Below are 18683 nucleotides of genomic sequence, written 5' to 3' on the forward strand. Positions count from 1 at the left end.
GATTATTTCACAACTTTTTGAGCAAAGCGTGGATCAAGTAGCTGATCAATCACTTGATTGACATCAGTTCCTTTTCTAACCAAGTCTTCTTCTGTCAAGATTTTTCCTGATCGTTTCAGTGCTTGAGCTTGGGTAACTGAAGGAATGTTTTGGTCAAAGTTGGTACGGCTCAATTGTAATTGTGCCACTGGTAACGGGAGCTTAGCTTCACGTGCCAATAATGCTGCAACTTTATCTGGATTGGCTTTGGCCCATTTTCGTGCTTGTTCGTAGGCTTTAATTACCGCCTCAATCGCTTCTGGGCTTTGTTTACTAAACTCTTCTTTGACGTTCAAGACGCTATAACTATTAAACGCAACATTACGATAAAGCAATTTAGCCCCAGATTGGATTTGTGCAGATGCCATTAAGGGATCAAGTCCCGCCCATGCATCTACTTGACCGCGTTCTAATGCAGTTTTGCCGTCTGGGTGTTGTAAATGAACCAATTGAACATCACGTTTATTCAATCCGACTGTATCCAATGCCTGGAGCGTAAACAGGAAAGGATCTGTGCCTTTGGTTGCAGCAATTTTTTTGCCTTTGAGATCTTTTAAGTTTTTGATCGGTGAGTTTGCAGGAACAACCAATGCTGTCCATTCAGGTTGGCTTTGAATATAGACCGTCTTGATTGGGCTGCCATTTGCACGACTAAGCACTGCAGCCAAACCCGCGGTTGAAGCGAAATCAATACTATTGCTATTTAAATATTCTAGAGAACGGTTACTACCTTGGCTAAATACCCATTTAATTTCGGTATTGGGAAGGGCCTTTTCTAACAGTTTTTGATCTTTTACCACTAAGCTGGTTGGCGCATAGTAGGCATAGTCAAGTTTAAGTGTGGTGGGAATGGCAGCAAAACTGGAGGATATAAATACCGTAGAGAAGCCTAAAGCGAATAAAGTCTGAGAGAGAGGTAATTTAGAAAAGAAAGACATGAGATAAATCAGCGCCGTATAATGAAATATCAGCGATCTTTACATGGATCACAGCGCATCCCAACTGAGTTATTTTGATTTAGAAATCATGATAATAGATAAAAATCAAATTGGTCTCAAAACACTGTTTTTATTCACGAACAATGTTGATTATTACGTTGGGCTGCTATTGAAAATATCGTGATATCCTCAGCTTAATCTTCGATATATTGCTGTACTGCATTGGCTAAACGACTTTCACCTTGTTGTTGTAGTCCATCCACCACGCCCAGAGCATCTGGCTTTTCCCGATTTTGGCTGAGTTTATACTTTCCCGTGATCTGTGAGATCGGAATTTCGATCCCGACAATGCCTTGCAGTTCTTGAGCAATATAGTCATCTGGTGCCTCCGACATTTTCCAAGGCGTTGCTTGTTTGGCTTCATGGGTACGTGTCAGTCTGGCCAAGATGCCGCGTAGTGCTTTTTCATCATGTAAGAAATTGATGCTTCCTTTGACATGAACCACTTGATAGTTCCAGGTGGGTACATGTCGATGGTGTTGTTGCTTGCTAGGATACCAATTCGGTGAGATATAACCGTGTTCACCCTGAAAAATAATTAAAACCGCTGCGCCATTTTCAATTTGAGTGTGTAGTGGATTATTCTTGGCTATATGCGCAATCAGTGTCGCTGTTTGGCTGTGCTCATCACGCAATAAATGAAAGGGTAAATGATTGGCTTCTAAGCCTTCAGCACTATGACTTATCAGTGTGGCAAAAGGGTAGTCCTGAATCAGTCGGTATAATCTTTCAAGATCTGTTTCTTCAAATATTTCAGGCAAATACATTGCTTATTCCTTCGATTATTCTAAATGGCCCAAACGTTTCTTTTTATTGGGTGAAGACTTTCTATAGCTGCCCGGACTGACTCCCGTCCATTTTTTAAAGGCACGATGGAACGCACTTGGGTCATGGAAATGCAAATCATCACTGATGTTCTGGATTGAATCATTGCTTTTACTGAGTCGTTCAATGGCAATATCACAGCGGATATCATTTTTAAGCTGTTGATAGCTGACACCTTCTTGCTTAAGGCGACGTTGAATAGTTGCGGTTGACATATTTAGTTGCTGTGCAATCTCTTTCAGTTCATCCCATTGCGATGGTGGCTGTAGCAGCAGTTGACGGCGGATTTGCAAGCTTAACGAGTTCTCATTTTTAAAGCGTACAATCAGGTTATAAGGTGTATGTTTGAGAAAATCCTTGAGTGCTTGTTTATCTTTTTTGATTTTATGCTTGAGATAATGCGCGTCAAACTCGATTTGATTTTGCTCGGCATTAAATTGAATGTTCTCGCAAAACCGTACCCGATAATCTTGTATTTCCACAGGTGGATGACATCTAAAACTCATTTTTTGGAAACCAATGCGCTGATCACTCAACCAGCACATCAAACTATGCACCAACATTAAATAGGTTGAATAGGTAAACATCCGTTTCGGATGCTCACGATCATGCAAGATCAGATAGGCTTTACTGCCTTTTTGAATCAGTTCACCCCGAATATCATCCAGCACCAAACTTAAAAATTTTAAAATTTCTTGGATGGCTTGCTCCAGCGTTTCGGCATTAAAAGCTAATTTTGCTAATAGGCTATAACTGCCTCGGCGCATGGGATGAGTATCCATACCAAGAAATTCATCATTCATACTTTCTGCAACTTCGACCCATAACTGCGCACATTGGGTCACAGGCACTCGCGCCTTGGAGGAAGTCAATAGTTCAGCTGAAATACCTGCGCGATTGGCGATATTGACAATATTCAACCCACGACTTGCAGCAACACTTAATGCTTCACGGATTAAAGCATTTGAAATGGTGTCCTTAGCCGAATTAAGATCGAGGTTGAGGTTTTTGTTCATATATCAATAAAATACAGGAGAAGAATGAAATCGAATGCTCAAAAGCCGCAGCAAATTTGCTACTTTTTGAAATTGTATCGGAAAAAACTTGCCTTTAGGCTTAGTTATAAAAATTTATATCTTTAATTTGATAGGAAACGTAAATGAAAATTCAGGGAAAACATTTTGTTATTACAGGTGGCGGTTCAGGCCTAGGCGCAGCAACAGCGGAATATCTAGTTGAAAAGGGGGCTTCCGTCACTTTGGTTGATATGAATATCGAAGCTGGGGAGCAACAAGCGCAGACTTTGGGTGCAGCAGCAGAATTTGTAAAACTGGATGTGACCGATGAAGCGGCAGCAGAACAGTTCTTTAAAGATGTATTGGCGAAACATGGCAGCGTTTATGGTTTGATCAACTGTGCCGGCATTGGTCCATCTGCAAAAGTCGTCGGTAAAGAAGGCGTACATGATTTGGCGATGTTCTCTAAAACCTTGCATATCAACGTGACAGGTACATTCAATATGTTGCGTTTCGCAGCGGAGGCCATGAGCAAAAATACTGTTGCTGAAGGCGATGAAGATCGAGGCGTGATTGTGAATACAGCGTCAGTGGCTGCCTTTGATGGTCAGATTGGACAAGCGGCTTATTCAGCATCAAAAGGTGCTGTGGTGGCGATGACTTTACCGATAGCACGAGAGTTAGCACGGCATGGTATTCGTGTCATGACCATTGCTCCAGGGATTATGGAAACGCCAATGTTGAAAGGCTTGCCTCAAAATGTACAAGACGCCTTAGGACAAATGGTGCCTTATCCATCACGTTTAGGTCGCCCAGAAGAGTTCGCGCGTTTAGTGGCGCATATTGCTGAAAACTCCTATTTGAATGGTGAAGTGATCCGTTTGGATGGAGCAATCCGTATGGCAGCCAAGTAAGTTTTACTTTAATTCGAAGATTATGCTCTGATTTTGTTTAAAACCGTTGTGGATCTCACAGCGGTTTTTACTTTGTTATTTGATATTGTGTCCGAATCGATTTCGTTTTAAGGTCGAATCAGAATATTGATTTGGATGATAATAACAACGATGAAAGCACTGATCTTTTTATCTGCAGCAATGACTGTGTCTTTAGCAGGTTGTGTGGGCAATATGAACCCGACGGGTGGCAACTCAAGACCGAATTATCCTTACTATGTGACACAGCAACCGATGCTGGTTAAAAAAATTCATGTTCCAGCAGGAACGACCTTGGTCTATAAGGAACAGTACTTCAAACAAGGCAAACAAGACCAGATGATGTCAGAAAATAAACTGACCGATATTCGATTGCCGATTGGTCAAAGCATTGATTGGGGTGGTGTGCCGGTCACCATGATTTCGCAGTTTTTTAATTCAGCTATGCGTGGTTATTCTGTCCATGCAAATTTTAAAAAACTAGATGCAGCTAAGCGAACCAGATTTTCTCAGTTATGGCAGAGTTGTGATGATGAGCTAGGCATCAGCATTAAGGACAGAAAGGATTGGTCATTTAATAAAGCCAATATTGCGGATGTTGAAAGCTGTAGTACCAACTATCAACGTTACTTTAAAAATGACCAAGAACAGCAGCAGTTCTTGGATCTTATGTATCGGGAATTGATGAAAATCAATGGTCAATAAAAGAGGCAAAGATTATTTGGCCTTAACTTCATCCCCAATCAGATAAAATGTACCGCCTGCAATGTAATGCAGGCTGCGCAACGCTTTACTGGCCTCTTGAAAGTGCCAATGTCCATCGCGGAATACCCGTGAATCAGCCCAAGCACCCACCACCGAGCCGATAAATAAATCATGCGCTTGTTGATTGTGTGGTTCTGGAATCACTTTACAGACCAGCCAAGCCAGACTACCTGCTACCAGTGGGACAGGAAAATCATCTTGGTAAAACAATTCAGTTTTGCATTCTTCTAACTTGCTTGGATGATCAAACTGGCTAATGCTTCCGAGTTGATGCACCATATCAATTTGCGCATAGCAGGGCACTTGTAAGGCAAAATAACCACTTTGCTCAACCAATTGGCGAGTCTTGGTACTTTTATCTAAGACCACTGTGACTTTGGCTGGAGTAAGTTCCAATGCACAAGCCCAAGCTGCGGCCATGACATTGCGTTCTTGCCCATACTGAGCAGAAACCAAAACTGTCGGGCCATGATTGAGCAGGCGATAGGCTTTAGAAAGTTCAACAGCGGTAATTTCTGACTGACTCATATAACATCCACAAGGTTGAGACATCGCTCCATTGTTACATAAACTTCAGCAAAACTTTATTCAATTTCCCAACGTTTATAGGCACGATTAAAACTTGAAAGAGAGGAATACCCCAGCTTTTTAGCCAGCTCATCTTTGGTTATAAACGGATTCAGCATCAGTTTCTTGGCTTTCTCCTTTCGGACTTCATCATACAAAGTTTGAAAGCTGATCATTTTTTCTTGCAACATCCGTTGTAGGGTTCTTTTGGTCAGGTTTAGCTTTTGAGCAACTTGATCAATACTTAGTAAGCCTTCTGTTTTATCATCAATTAGATATTTGACTCGTTGTAAAATATCTTGGGTTGTAAGTAGTTCATCCAATTCTTTTTGGCACAGTAATTTAAATTTTTCTGCGGTGAGCGGATCGGCCATACTGAGTGGCGCCTCTAGAAAAGCTGCGGCGGCAATTAAGCGGGTATAAGGCTGTTCATAACGTATTTCTGCGAAAGTTGATGTCAAAATGTCAGTAAAACGAGAAAAATAATCAGGATATTTACATTGTAGATCAACACTTGGTTTGAAATCTGGAATAAAGAAACGGACTAAATGCACAAAACCGGTCAGAAAGAAAATACAGCTAAATTCGTAGGCTTGTGTATCCGATTCATCATTAAAATTTAGTAAGGAACGATCATAGGCAATGTTGTAATAGGCGAGCTCATTTTCAACTTTAAAATTTAATTCGACAAATGAACATTGCAAGCTGACAAATTGATTAATGGTTTCAATCGCTTCTAAGGCATTTTTTGAAATGGCAACGGTGAAACCGAGTAAGCCATGCGAACTGATTTTTAATTGTGTACCTGCATAAAAACCGATGCCTTGTTCTTGTGTTAACTCAATGGTTCGGGCAATCACTTTTTTAAAAGCATTCAGACTGATCTTATCATTGAGATCAGATAGTTTTTCGATTTCAACACCAGTGCCCCAAAATAAGGTTTCAGCTGAAATATTCCATCGTGATACCACCTCACTCAGTAGGTGTGCATAAGAGCTGCTAATAAAATGCTGATTATGAAGACGGGGAATACTCATAGTGCGAAGTAAATTCCATTTTAAAGCTGATCCAATTCATTCTGAAATTAAAGCAGAGTGATGGATTTGAAAATGTACATTCATCGGAATTTTTTCAATCCAGCGTAATTTTGGCACGAATTGTTATGATTTTGGCACAGTTTGTTTTAGTCTAAAAATCACACAATATTTCGAAGGAGTATAATTTCTGCCAGTCGTTTGTATGCTCGGAATGATTCCAGATACGAAGAAAAAGACTAAATCGTTGTAATAAAAATGAAAAATGCTAGGAGCAAAACGTGAAGAAAAAATATTTAAATGTCATGACGCTAATGGCGGGCATATTGGTGAGTAGTGGATCTGTGGTACATGCAGGTTTGTTCGATTTTTTTGCACCAAAAGCATCATGGCAAAACTGTAATGTGAACTCTTGTTCAGTCGGCGGTAGCACCAGTGTTACATCAAGCTATGCAAAAACCAAGTATCCAATTCTACTTGCGCACGGGATGGCAGGCTTCTCTGCTGTTGGCCCTTTGCAATATTGGAATGGCATTACTGAGGACTTGGTGGGTAATGGTGCGAATGTCTTTGTTGCACAGCAAGCTTCTTTTAATTCATCGGAGGTACGCGGCGAGCAATTATTGCTACAGGCGAAACAAGTATTAGCGATTACAGGTGCGGAGAAAATTAACTTAATTGGCCATAGTCATGGCTCTCAATCGGTTCGTTATGTCGCAAGTTTGTTACCTAACAAAGTTGCTTCAGTCACAGCAGTGGGTGGTCCAACCAAAGGCTCAGATGTTGCAGATGTGGTTGACTCAGTGGTTAAATCACCTGTGGGCCCAGCACTTGCACCGATTATTGCGGCAGGGGTGAATGCCTTCTTCTCGTTGGTGGGGATTGGTTCAGGACATTATTATGATCAAGATGCACTGGCGGGCTTAAATTCATTAACCACTAGCGGTTCAGCAAACTTTAACCAACGTTTTCCAGCAGGTGTACCAACCACAGCTTGTGGTTCAGGAACAGAACTGGTCAATGGTGTACGTTATTATTCATGGAGTGGAACCAGTCCATTTACCAATGCTTTAGACCCGATGGATTATGCATTAACAGCAACTTCTTTACTGATTTCTGGTGAAAATGATGGTTTAGTGCCACGTTGTTCGAGTCATTTGGGCACCGTGATTCGTGACAATTATGCATTTAACCATTTGGATGAAGTGAATCAGATTCTCGGTTTAGTTGGATTCTTACAGAACCCAGTAACACCTTATCGTACTCAAGCAAATCGCTTAAAAAATCAAGGTTTATAATTCATTTACCAAAGGAGCAATCCGTTGCTCCTTTGGTTTTAACGGTTCAAACAAAGAAAGAATGATAAATAGAGCAAGGGATGATGAACGGTAAATTTTTGAATAATAAAACCATCAGTATAGTTTTAATCGTATGTTTATTGCTCTTGTTGGCTTTAATCTATTGGATATTTAAACCAGATCCTCAAAATACCCAGCAAGCACCAAATCAGCAGGCTCAATCACAGGTCTCCGAAAATGGCTTAGAGGTGAGTGCGCAAAATAATTTAAAAGGCAAAATGCCTGAATTGGCATCTTCATTGCGAGGCACCGAAATTGACTGTCCGATTCAGGTCGATGCCAATGGTAAATTGATTTTAACCGTTGGAATTCGCAGTTGTTTTGATTATTTCTTTTCCAGTTTAGGTGAAAAAACTGAAACGGAATTGATTGCCGATATTCGACAGTATCTCAGTGCGACTTTACCTGACACGGCTTCAAGTTATGCCAGTTATCTGCTAGATCAATATGTTGCTTATACTCACGCCTTGAAAAATATAAAACCGACGGGCAATTTTAAAACTGGTGATATTGATGGCTATCAAAAAGTAATTGAGCAGATGTACAAAGTACAACAGCAATTTTTTAATGCGGCTGAGATCAATGCTTTATTTGGCAATGAACGTAATTTGAACCAGTTCAATATTGATCAAATGCGTATTCATGCCAATAAAACCCTGACCGCTCAGCAAAAGGCGACTGAGTTGGCGAAATTGATTGATCAACTTCCAACAACTTTGGCTGATGGTGTTCGGGTTTCAATGCAATTTGCTGAATTGCAGCAACTGACTCAAGAGGTACGGGAAAAAGGTGGTTCCGCACAAGAGCTGCGCAATATGCGTGAAAGTCTATTAGGGCCTGAAGCGGCTGATCGTTTGGAAAAGGTTGATCAAGAAGAAGCTGGATGGCAAACGCAGGTGAATGGATATTTGGCAGCACGTGACCAAATTTTAAAAAGTGATGCGAGTGATGCCAGTAAACAACAGTCGATTAATCAGTTACGCAATCAATCATTTGGAACTAAAGAAGATCTATTGAGAGCGCAGTCATATGAAATGATGCATGATCGGAAGTAGAGTCAAAGTAATAGATGGAAATATAATCGGTAATCATTTTATTAGGCAAAGTTGAATATGTATGTGGCTGATTATATCGGTTTAGAATTAATCCAAGATATGACAGATAAGAGTTTGCCTCAGTCTGAAGTCATGGTTAGGGGAAAAAAGACAGGGGTTATGGTTGAGGGTAAAGTGTTAGAAGGTGTGGTCTGTGTATATTCGCACTGCTATCTTCTTTTCCTTAGCCATGATTGTATCTTTGAGGAAACTTTAACTTTGGCCTTAGTCGATCTGGATAAAAATATATTGTTGGAGTCATTATGGATAGGACTGGCTTATCAGACAGATATCTTTACTGGCCCGAGAATATGCAATGATAAAATCTTATTTGAATTTTTAGCCGAAAAAACATGGGTTCTTCAAGTATTACAAACAGCCAGACTTCGATTTCCTATTTCTTTAAATGCTGTGATACATCGTGGTTTTCAGTTTAAATCTTATTTCAAGTTAGAACATTAATTTATGTGACGTATGTCGTCATGAACAACCACTGCCAGAGCACGTTCTTCATTTCATGTTTCTAAATGACGTATGCCGTCATGAACAACCATTCAGGAAGATATGTTGAGTGGCCAAATTTCTAAATGACGTATGCCGTCATGAACGCCCTAATTGCGCTTTGAGCATCAAATCGATATTTCTAAATGACGTATGCCGTCATGAACTCAAAAGTGGGATTTTACAATGGTCTTGACTAATTTCTAAATGACGTATGCCGTCATGAACTATCAGCGCGGTTCGGTGATGCCGTCCCGTCTTTTCTAAATGACGTATGCCGTCATGAACTATAAAATAATGAAAATAATATAAGCTAAAACATCAGGTTATATCCAAAAAGGCAGAAATACCCAAAGTTTTTAACTGATATAGTAACTTATTGATTTTATTAAGCTGTTAAAGAGTAAGAAAAATATTGGGGTAAAAATAGCTTTTTGTCAAAAGAAAACCATGTTCGTTCCAATTTATTACTTTCCTCTAAGCATACATCGACTTAAAATCAGCATTACCTTTGATGATAAAGAAGCAAGTCACGTGTCAGACCATTTAGAAAACGAATTTGAGCTAAGCAATGAGGAAATGCATCTCTATAGTCGTCAGATTTTATTAGATGGTTGGGATATCGAAGCACAAGAAAAACTCAAACTCGCGAATGTGCTGATTATCGGAGCAGGTGGGATAGGTTGTACCAGTGCCGAGCTATTGGCACGCGCAGGTGTGGGCAAGATTACCATTGTCGATGCCGATACCATTGAAATAAGTAATCTACAAAGACAAATCGCATTTACAGCAAATGATTTAGGTCGGTACAAAGCCGAAATATTGGCTAAACATCTACAAGACATTAATCCGCATATACAGGTCAGCTATCAAAATATACGATTTGATGAAACGAATGCTGATGAACTCGTACAGCATCAAGATGTAGTCTTAGATGGTTGTGATAATTTTACAACCCGTTATCTGGTCAATGCGGTGTGTAAAAAACATCAAGTCCCACTGATCAGTGCGTCAGCCATTGGTTTTGAAGGGCAGATGTTTATGGTGGAATCGGATTCAGCCTGTTATGAATGTTTGTTTCCGAAAGAAGAGCATGCCAATGAAGGGCTACGCTGTGCAGAGTCAGGCGTATTGGCAACCACACCTGTAATGATAGCGTCATTACAAGCACATCACACTTTGCTGTTTTTAGGCTTGGGTTTGACCCCACTTAAGCAAAAATTGTTGCTTTGGAACGGCTTAAATCTATCGCAACGCATTCTTAAATTTGAAAAAGATGTAAATTGTCCAGTTTGTCAGGCAACTTGATCGGTAAATTGAGCAAAATTTGCTAAACTAATGCCATCTGTGAGGCAAGAAAGATTATGAAAAGAAATATTTTATTCGATGGATTACGATCTGTTGCACGTATTGGTGAAACAGTGGTGGTTGCAGCACAAGCAGGTGTGAAATATGCAACTGAAAAACCAAGTAACGCCAAACTTATGCGTGAGACCTTTGAATCGCTTGGTTCGACTTATATCAAACTGGGGCAATTTATTGCCAGTACGCCGTCTTTATTTCCCCGCGAATATGTTCAGGAATTCCAAGGCTGTTTAGATCAAACCCCGACTTTACCATTTAGCTATATTCAAAAAGTATTGGCCGAGGAATTTGAAGGCCGCAATCTCAATGAAATTTTCAGTTTTATTGATGAAAAACCTTTGGCTTCAGCCTCAATAGCACAAGTCCATGCCGCTCGACTAGTCACGGGTGAAGATGTGGTGTTAAAGGTTCAAAAACCTGGTGTCGAAACCATTTTATATACCGACTTAAATGTAGTGCATTGGGCGACAAAACTTTTAGAAAAAGCTGTACCAAAAATCAAGTTTGCATCGCTTTCTGAAATCGTAGATGAGATCAAAACACGTATGGTTCGTGAAGTCGATTTTATTGAAGAAGCTCAGAACCTAGATGACTTTATTCAGTACTTGAATGTGTCTGGTAATCAAGCGGCAACTGCGCCAAAAGTTTATCACCAGTTTTCGACTCGCCGTGTGCTCACTATGCAGCGTTTGTATGGTGTGTCATTGACTGACTTTGATGTGGTGAAACAATATGCCAAAGACCCAACACAGGTCTTGATTACTGCGATGAATACTTGGTTTGGCAGTTTAATGTTATGTAAGAGCTTCCATGCGGATTTACATGCAGGCAACCTGATGTTGCTTGAAGATGGCCGTATTGGTTTTATTGATTTCGGTATTGTTGGACAGCTAAATCCTGAAGTATGGACGGCATGTATGGCGTTTATGGATGCTTTACAGCATACCAATTACAACGCAATGGCTGAAAACATGCTGAAAATGGGCATGACTCATCAGAAAATTGATACCCAAGTCTTGGCTGATGATTTAGAGCGCTTATTTAGTGGTGTGTTATTGGCAGATCCGCAAGAAATTCTCAGTTCCAATCCTGCAGATTTGAATGACATCATGATGGATATGGTGGCTGTCGGTGAGCGTCACGGTATCAAATTCCCGCGTGACTTCGCCTTGTTATTTAAGCAAATGCTATATTTTGATCGTTTCATGCGTGTTCTCGCACCATATACCGATATTTATGCTGACCAACGTTTAAAAATGGTTCACAATATTGAACCTGCTTCGTTTTTAAAGCATTAATTTATTTATCGGTTCATTAGGTCATTATGGATGCCATTATAATTGAAGGGTTGAAGGTTGATACTGTGGTTGGCTGTTTCAATTGGGAACGCCAGATTATTCAACCTTTAATGCTAGATCTCACCATTCATAATGATCTATCACACGCTGCCCATTCGGATGAGCTAGAAGATACGCTCAACTATGCGCAGCTTTGTGAGCTTGCAGCCCAAGTTATACAAGAGGCGAAACCGAAACTGATTGAGCACGCTGCACAATTGGTACTTGAATGTCTATTTAGGACTTTCCCCTCGATCGAATCGATCAGTATCACCATTCGCAAACCCGCCATCATTGCACAAGCCAATGCAGTAGGAATTCGCCTTGAACGCAACAGAAACAATTTTTGCGCTCGCACTGGCGAGTAATGTCCAGCAGCAACAAAATTTCACTTTTGCCTATGAGCAGCTCGCAAGTTTGGGTACAGTGGAATTTTCTCCGATTTATGAAATTCCATGTCGAGACGGGATTGGGGCTGATTATTGGAATTCTGCCTGCCTATTAAATAGTCGCCTTTGTGTCGATGAAGTGACAGAAATCCTTAAACAATTAGAAATGCAGTCTGGTCGAGTTCGCCCGTCACATCACATCAGTTTGGATATTGATGTGATTGCGTGGGGTGAAACTTTAGATCATATGCAATTTAATCCCAAAAAGTTACCATTGGCTTTGGATGTAAAAATTCCTTTATATGATTTATGGCAGCATGCAGATTTAGCCTATCTTCAAAGCATACATTATCCTGTCATTACAATGTAATACTTTGATAAAGTAACACTATAATAATAGGAAGTTTTTTATGAAACTTATTTTAATTTTATCGACTTTAACGGTTTTACTTTCGGGTTGTGCGGCCATGAGTGTCGAGCAATGCAAAACAGCAAATTGGTTTAATGTGGGCGAAAGAGATGGCTCCGATGGGCATGAATCCCGTTTAGATAAATACTATTCTTCCTGTCAAAAAGCCAATATTGTGCCCAATCAAAAGCTATATGAACAAGGCTATCAAAAAGGTCTAGGCTATTATTGCCGACCCGAAATTATCTTTAGTGAAGCGCTCGAAGGTCGTGGCGATATTCGTGTTTGTCCAATCGAAAAACGTGAATCCTTGCGCAGTTACTACCAAGTTGCCAATGAATATTATCAAGCAGATTCAGAGTTTAATCGCTCCCAAAATGATATGAACCGTTATTTGAAAGAGCTAGAACGAAAAGATCTCTCAAGCAAAGTTCGGGATGATTATCAAAAACGTTTATATGATCTACGTATCAATAGTAGTTGGGTACAGTCACGTTATCATCAGGCTGTCAGAGATCTAGAACGCTTTAAGGCCGAACATGGTTTGTATTAAGCAGTGATGTTTGAGTGATGATTTAAAAATCCATGGCTAAGCCCATGGATTTTTGTTTGTGACGAAACACACTTGAGTTACATACGCATGTATACAGGGATGGTTAAATAGATAACAAGCGAATAATGAAGGAATTATTTATGCAAGCCAAGTTACTTATTGCTCTAGGGATTATCCTCTGTGGCAGCATGAACTCAGCCTATGCAATTGATGCCAAATATCGACAACAATTAGAACAATCGGGTTGTACCCAAGTCAGTGAAGCACAGGGTTGTGATATTAGCAAAAGCAAAGAAGAAAATAGCAAGGCGGGATTTGTCGAGCAGACGGTAGAGGTATCAAGCCCGAGTGCATCAGCAACAACGCAGCAACCACAGTGGATTGCTGAGAGATCGGATGGTTCAATATTGGCTCTGATTAAAATTGATCAACAGCAGCGGGTTTGGGTGAATGACACACGTGTTATTGCAGTAAAGAAGAATGATCAGCTAAGTTTTAGACAAGGTAAAATCGACTACACGATTTTTACAGATTTAGACAAGCAGTCGCAGAGCTTTTGGAATGACCGTTATTCAACTGATAAAGGTAAAATTGTATTTCGTTAATTTTGATCGTGTCAGTTAAAAGAAAAGGGAATTACCTCGTAATAATTCCCTTGGATAACTTAAAGATAATAACTGGTTTTAGTCATGAGTTTTGAAATGGCAGTCATGGTAATCCGTACAGGTGCTGGTAAGTCCACACCACCTGCTTCTAAGGCGGTATCGCGATGATGCAATTCATCTTCATTCATCTGGACTAAAATTTTACGTGAACGTTCATCATGTGCAGGAAGTTGTTGAATGTGTTCCTGTAAGTGTTGGCTAACTTGACGTTCAGTTTCTGCCACAAACCCCAAACTATATTTGTCGCCTGCAATTCCTGCAATTGCCCCCATACCATAAGACAGGCCATACCAAATTGGATTTAATACACTGGTGTGGCTATCTAATTCTTTTAAGCGATCTTCACACCAAGCCAAATGGTCTTGTTCTTCAATCGCGGCTTGCTGCATTTCTTCACGGACATGCGGTAGTTTTGCTGTTAATGCCTGACCGTGGTAAAGCGCTTGAGCACAGACTTCACCACTATGATTAACTCGCATCAAGCCTGCAACATGACGGGCATCACTGACACAAAGTTGTGATGGTTCATCACTGGCGGGATTCGTCCGTTGTGCACTGGTCGCGCCTGGTACCAAACTACGTAAGGCTTGATCAAAAGAATGAATTACTTTATCGAGACCTGTGTAATGACGCATAGATTAATCCTCTAAAGTATTGGGAGCATTTTCCAATAAAGGTTTTAGGCGTTTTAATAACCAAAATGAAAAAATTGCACTTAAAACAGCGGTAATGGTAAATAAGATTTTAATATCAATTTTTAAAATGCTTAAGATTAAAATTGAAAAAATTGCGGAAGAGACCATAAATACAGCATTTAAAATATTATTTGCTGCCACAACTCGTGCTCGATGTGAGCGTGGTGAATAGGCCTGCATCATGGCATAGAGTGGCACAATATAAAATCCACCACTAATGCCCAGTAAAGTCACTGCCAACATCACATGATAATAGACTGCACCGAGCGTAAACATATCTTTTAAGCTGAGTAAGTCACCCGTACGCTCAGGCACAAAGGCTAGACTTGCTGCCAGATATAGCGCGAAAACGGTTAAACCAATTGCGCCATAGGGCACCATCTTAATATTAATGTCTGACCCACCAATTTTTCGGCAAAGTAAAGAACCGACACCAATACCGACCGAGAAAAAGGTGAGTAATAGGCTCACCACATTTTCCGAAGCATGCAGGTTTTGTTGAGTTAGTTGCGGAATCTGGGTTAGGTAGGTTGCGCCATAGAACCAATACCAAGAGTTACCCAACAAAATTACAAATACGACAGGGATGCTTTTGGCATATTTAATGGTTTGAAAACTGGTACGAATAAAGTTCCAGTCAATTTTTAAATCAGGTGCGGCGACTTTCTGTGGGAGAATAAATCGACTGCATAAATAGCCTAAGCAAGCAATTGTAACGACGGTGAGACTAATCCAGAGTAAATTACCTTCAGACGTGGCAATCACGGCACCACCTAAAATCATCCCCAGTAAAATCGCAATCGATGTACCTGACTGAAACAAGGCATTGCCTGACATGAGTTCTTGTGGTTTTAGTATTTCAGGCAAAATCGCATATTTGATTGGGCCAAAACAGGTGGAATGAGTGCCCATTAAAAACAAGGCAAACAGCAGTAACCACAAGTTTCCAAGCAGGAAGCCAGCAGTACCAATTAACATGATCACGATTTCTAATATTTTAATGAAGCGAATTAGTTGCGAGCGTTCGTATTTATCTGCAATTTGACCAGCAGTCGCTGAAAAGAAAAAGTAGGGCAAAATAAATAATAAGGCAGCTAAATTATTGAGGGTACTGACAGGGGCACTTTGTTGTTGAATCCAGCCATAGGTAATAACTAACAGCAGCGCTTGCTTATAAACATTATCATTAAGTGCGCCAAAGAACTGAGTGAAAAACATCGGGGCGAACCGACGCGAAGTCATTAAGTGCTCGTCTTGTTTCATCGTGTGTTCACTTCATTGTGATTTATAAAAAAATGTGACGAACTGTAAAAATGTGATGAAATGCATGTATGATACCTATGTCTGATTGGATGAAAAATCAAAGATTTGAAGTTATTTCACCCATCAAAAACGATAAATTAAAAAACAAATTTAGAGTTTTACATGTCATCTAAAACGAAGTTTAAACAGTCGACACTGGTTCATTCTATGCATTTAATTTTTAAAATGCAGGGTTTTCCTAAACTTATTTGTAGTGGTTTCTTAATTAGTTCTTGTATATCAGTTGCTTATGCTCAAGAACAAAATTCAACTGTGCCTGAAAATCAGGCAGCTGAACAGACGGAACAACCGGTCGAATTAGCCGTTGCAGCGGCAGCGCCAACGGTTCCAGCAATCAATCTTGCTGATCAAGGGGTATTGCCTGGGCAAGACAGTTTGGCTGCATTAAAAGAACAAGAACAATCCACTAACCAAATTAACGAATTGAAACCGATTCAGTTGGATGACAATTTAGAAAATTTGCCTGTGATTCCAGTGGATCAAGGTATGGCAAATGAAATCTTCCGTGTTGCTGAAGATGCGAAAAATGAAGCACAAGCATATCGCGAAAATACGGCAAGAAATCCTGAACCTATCATTGCTGATGCATCACAGACGGAGCTGACTGAAATCAAGCAAGCGCCGCTGAATATTGACCAATTGATGGGTGAGATTCAAGCAGACAGTAAAATTGTGGTTGAGGCCAATGAAACAGGTAAAACATTAGCTGATTTGCAGCCTAAGTCTGATCAACCACAGGAAAAAGTTGGATTCTTTAAGCGAATTGTAAATCGCTTCCGACCAGAAAACTTATTAAATACCGATAAAATTCCACGTATTACAGCGGATGTGAGCGGTGCACCGCCTATTCTTGCCCTCAATATTAAGGCAAAGCTCTCAAGTTTTACTCAAGAATCATTTGAGGAATTTAATGTCGCTTTACCACAACTTCGTGCACTCACTAATCAGGCAGCACAGGCAGTCGGTTATTACAATGCAACTTATACTTTTGTAAAAGAGAGCGACAGCAAAGTTAAGGTGATTGTGGTTCCAAATGAACCCGTTAAAATTAAAGAACAAAATATTGAATTCACTGGTGCAGGCGCCAATACACCACAATTCCAAGTGATTCGCTTAATTCCAGAGCAAGATGTAGGCGATATTTTTAATCATGGTTCATATGAAGCAACCAAAACTAAAATCACCACGGTGGCTTCAGACAATGGTTATTTTGATGCATTTTGGCGATTGCATGATGTCAAAATTAGTCAGCCTGAAAAAACGGCCGAGATTAATTTAAATTATGAAACAGGTGAGCGTTATAAATTAAAGCAAGTTGAATATCGGATGAGTGATCCGAGCAAGCCTTTGCCACTCACTCAGAAGGTTTTAGATAGTTTGGCACCATGGAAAGAAGGTGATGATTATGCCTTCTGGCGTGTCAATGCATTGGCGAACAACTTAACCAACTCGCGTTATTTTAACTATACCTTGGTTGATACGATCAAGCCGGATGCCATTCAACCGCCTCTTGATTTACCACCTGACTTGCAAGCTTTGGTTGATCAGCAACGTGTGCAAGAATCACAATTGATGAGCAGTCAACAAAAAGCAGATATTGCGCGTGCAAAAATTACCTCTGCGCAAGAAGTGACGCAGGATGTCGTGGATGAATCGCAATTTTCAGGTGCTGAACCTGCACAACCTGCTTTGGCTCGTTCAATGCCAATGCCGCCTGTACATGATGATGACGATGAAGAACGTCAAAAACTCGAAGAGCAAGCACGGGTAGAACGCAAAATTCCTGTCGTGGTGACGCTGAATGCCGACCGTTTAAATAGTCTTGAAACAGGTATTGGTTATGGGACAGATACGGGTGCACGTATTCGTACTCAGTACCGCCGTGCCATCGTCAATAAATATGGGCATTCTTTCGATGCCAACGTTGAGGTTTCAGAAATCCGTCAATCGATTGATGGTCGTTATAGCATTCCTTATAAGCATCCATTAAATGACTACTTTAACCTTGTCGGCGGTTATGAACGTGAAACCCGTGACGATATTGGTCCAGATGTCAACTTATTGGTTGAATCAGCGGTACTGGGTGGTGAGCGTGTAATTAAGAATCCATTGGGTGATTGGCAACATACTTTTGGTTTACGTTATCGTTTAGACCGCCTCACCAAAAAAGGTGATGTCAATGTTGATGAATTACCTGATGCTTTTAAAGTTTCAGGAATTGATTCTGAGCAAGAATCTTTGCTATTGGGTTATGAAGCATCAAAAACCAATACCAATACCCGTTTAAATCCAACCCGTGGATTTAAACAGACTTATAAAGTCGAATTGGGGACTGAATCTTTACTCTCCGATGCCAATATGGCAATTGTAAGTGCAGGTTGGCGCTTCATCTATTCCTTGGGTGAAAATGACAATCATCAATTTGTCGGTCGTGGCGATGCAAGTTATATTTTCACCGATGACTTTAATAAAGTTCCTTATAACTTGCGCTTCTTTACTGGTGGTGATCAGTCTTTGCGTGGTTTCGACTATAAGAGCTTATCACCTGAAGAAAACGGCTATAAGATAGGTGGTCAAGCCTTAGGGGTTGGCTCTATAGAATATAATTATCAATTTAAAGATGGCTGGCGTGCTGCTGTGTTCTCGGACTTCGGTAACGCGTATGACAAACAATTTAGCAACCCAACAGAATATAGTGTGGGTGTAGGTATCCGCTGGAGATCACCAATTGGACCAATTCGATTAGATATCGCATCTGGTATTTCTAATGATAACAATCCAATTCGATTGCATTTCTTTATTGGTCCACAGCTTTAAA

19 protein-coding genes and 1 CRISPR repeat array are annotated in these 18683 nt (G+C 40.4%); of the genes, 12 read left to right on the forward strand and 7 right to left on the reverse strand.

The window, feature by feature from the left end; genetic code table 11:
• Positions 1–2: 2 nt before the first annotated feature.
• The 3 genes from B2727_RS11370 to B2727_RS11380 form a co-directional block, all read right to left on the reverse strand.
• Complete coding sequence (locus B2727_RS11370; protein ID WP_004806432.1) at positions 3–977, reverse strand: aliphatic sulfonate ABC transporter substrate-binding protein; 975 nt, start codon at positions 975–977, stop codon at positions 3–5.
• Between the two features lie 194 nt (positions 978–1171).
• Positions 1172–1804 (reverse strand): FMN-binding negative transcriptional regulator, encoded by a 633-nt coding sequence (locus B2727_RS11375; protein ID WP_033132971.1) that lies wholly within the window; start codon positions 1802–1804, stop codon positions 1172–1174.
• A 15-nt stretch (positions 1805–1819) separates the two neighbouring features.
• Positions 1820–2878, reverse strand: a complete 1059-nt coding sequence (locus B2727_RS11380) for an AraC family transcriptional regulator (RefSeq protein WP_033132970.1) — start codon at positions 2876–2878, stop codon at positions 1820–1822.
• Between the two features lie 143 nt (positions 2879–3021).
• On the opposite strand from B2727_RS11380, the gene B2727_RS11385 reads away from it, so the two are divergent.
• Both B2727_RS11385 and B2727_RS11390 read left to right on the forward strand, forming a co-directional pair.
• The gene (locus B2727_RS11385; RefSeq protein WP_033132969.1) at positions 3022–3792 is read left to right on the forward strand and encodes a 3-hydroxyacyl-CoA dehydrogenase; all 771 of its coding nucleotides are present in this window, start codon (positions 3022–3024) and stop codon (positions 3790–3792) included.
• Positions 3793–3942: 150 nt separating this feature from the next.
• Positions 3943–4515, forward strand: coding sequence for a hypothetical protein (locus B2727_RS11390; RefSeq protein WP_033132968.1), 573 nt, complete (start codon positions 3943–3945; stop codon positions 4513–4515).
• 12 nt (positions 4516–4527) lie between these two features.
• Here B2727_RS11390 and B2727_RS11395 read toward each other — a convergent pair whose 3' ends face one another.
• On the reverse strand, positions 4528–5103 hold the full coding sequence (locus B2727_RS11395) for a flavin reductase family protein (RefSeq protein ID WP_004806443.1): 576 nt from the start codon (positions 5101–5103) through the stop codon (positions 4528–4530).
• A 56-nt stretch (positions 5104–5159) separates the two neighbouring features.
• Positions 5160–6179 (reverse strand): helix-turn-helix domain-containing protein, encoded by a 1020-nt coding sequence (locus B2727_RS11400; protein ID WP_033132967.1) that lies wholly within the window; start codon positions 6177–6179, stop codon positions 5160–5162.
• Between the two features lie 278 nt (positions 6180–6457).
• Between B2727_RS11400 and B2727_RS11405 the strand changes: the two genes are divergently transcribed.
• From B2727_RS11405 to B2727_RS11440, 9 genes are all read left to right on the forward strand, one after another.
• Positions 6458–7474 (forward strand): lipase family alpha/beta hydrolase, encoded by a 1017-nt coding sequence (locus B2727_RS11405; RefSeq protein ID WP_033132966.1) that lies wholly within the window; start codon positions 6458–6460, stop codon positions 7472–7474.
• A gap of 83 nt (positions 7475–7557) precedes the next feature.
• A complete protein-coding gene (locus B2727_RS11410; protein WP_033133000.1) occupies positions 7558–8589 on the forward strand; it encodes a lipase secretion chaperone in 1032 nt (343 codons plus the stop codon).
• Between the two features lie 57 nt (positions 8590–8646).
• The gene (locus tag B2727_RS20030) at positions 8647–9090 is read left to right on the forward strand and encodes a hypothetical protein (RefSeq protein WP_033132965.1); all 444 of its coding nucleotides are present in this window, start codon (positions 8647–8649) and stop codon (positions 9088–9090) included.
• Between the two features lie 58 nt (positions 9091–9148).
• Positions 9149–9417: direct repeats of the CRISPR family, unit length 28 nt; unit sequence TTTCTAAATGACGTATGCCGTCATGAAC.
• 291 nt (positions 9418–9708) lie between these two features.
• Positions 9709–10437, forward strand: a complete 729-nt coding sequence (locus B2727_RS11415) for a HesA/MoeB/ThiF family protein (protein ID WP_171526002.1) — start codon at positions 9709–9711, stop codon at positions 10435–10437.
• 56 nt (positions 10438–10493) lie between these two features.
• Entirely contained in the window at positions 10494–11792 is a 1299-nt protein-coding gene (locus B2727_RS11420) for an ABC1 kinase family protein (protein ID WP_004806458.1), read from the forward strand.
• A gap of 26 nt (positions 11793–11818) precedes the next feature.
• Complete coding sequence (gene folB, locus B2727_RS11425; protein ID WP_005313266.1) at positions 11819–12199, forward strand: dihydroneopterin aldolase; 381 nt, start codon at positions 11819–11821, stop codon at positions 12197–12199.
• Positions 12156–12590 (forward strand): 2-amino-4-hydroxy-6-hydroxymethyldihydropteridine diphosphokinase, encoded by a 435-nt coding sequence (locus B2727_RS11430; protein WP_033132964.1) that lies wholly within the window; start codon positions 12156–12158, stop codon positions 12588–12590. The genes folB and B2727_RS11430 overlap by 44 nt, the downstream gene beginning before the upstream one ends.
• A gap of 40 nt (positions 12591–12630) precedes the next feature.
• Positions 12631–13182 carry a DUF2799 domain-containing protein gene (locus B2727_RS11435; protein WP_005313269.1) on the forward strand — a complete coding sequence of 184 codons (552 nt, stop codon included), beginning with the start codon at positions 12631–12633 and terminating at the stop codon, positions 13180–13182.
• A 140-nt stretch (positions 13183–13322) separates the two neighbouring features.
• Positions 13323–13787, forward strand: coding sequence for a hypothetical protein (locus B2727_RS11440; RefSeq protein WP_033132963.1), 465 nt, complete (start codon positions 13323–13325; stop codon positions 13785–13787).
• A 59-nt stretch (positions 13788–13846) separates the two neighbouring features.
• On the opposite strand, the gene coq7 is transcribed toward B2727_RS11440, so the two are convergent.
• On the reverse strand, positions 13847–14482 hold the full coding sequence (coq7, locus tag B2727_RS11445; protein WP_005313273.1) for a 2-polyprenyl-3-methyl-6-methoxy-1,4-benzoquinone monooxygenase: 636 nt from the start codon (positions 14480–14482) through the stop codon (positions 13847–13849).
• A 3-nt stretch (positions 14483–14485) separates the two neighbouring features.
• On the reverse strand, positions 14486–15805 hold the full coding sequence (locus tag B2727_RS11450) for an MFS transporter (RefSeq protein ID WP_032858926.1): 1320 nt from the start codon (positions 15803–15805) through the stop codon (positions 14486–14488).
• Positions 15806–15967: 162 nt separating this feature from the next.
• Here B2727_RS11450 and B2727_RS11455 point away from each other — a divergent pair, with 162 nt between their 5' ends.
• Complete coding sequence (locus B2727_RS11455; protein WP_033132962.1) at positions 15968–18682, forward strand: autotransporter assembly complex protein TamA; 2715 nt, start codon at positions 15968–15970, stop codon at positions 18680–18682.
• The last annotated feature ends 1 nt before the right edge of the window (position 18683 follow it).

Source organism: Acinetobacter sp. UBA991 (assembly GCF_002292065.1).
GTDB lineage: Bacteria > Pseudomonadota > Gammaproteobacteria > Pseudomonadales > Moraxellaceae > Acinetobacter > Acinetobacter higginsii.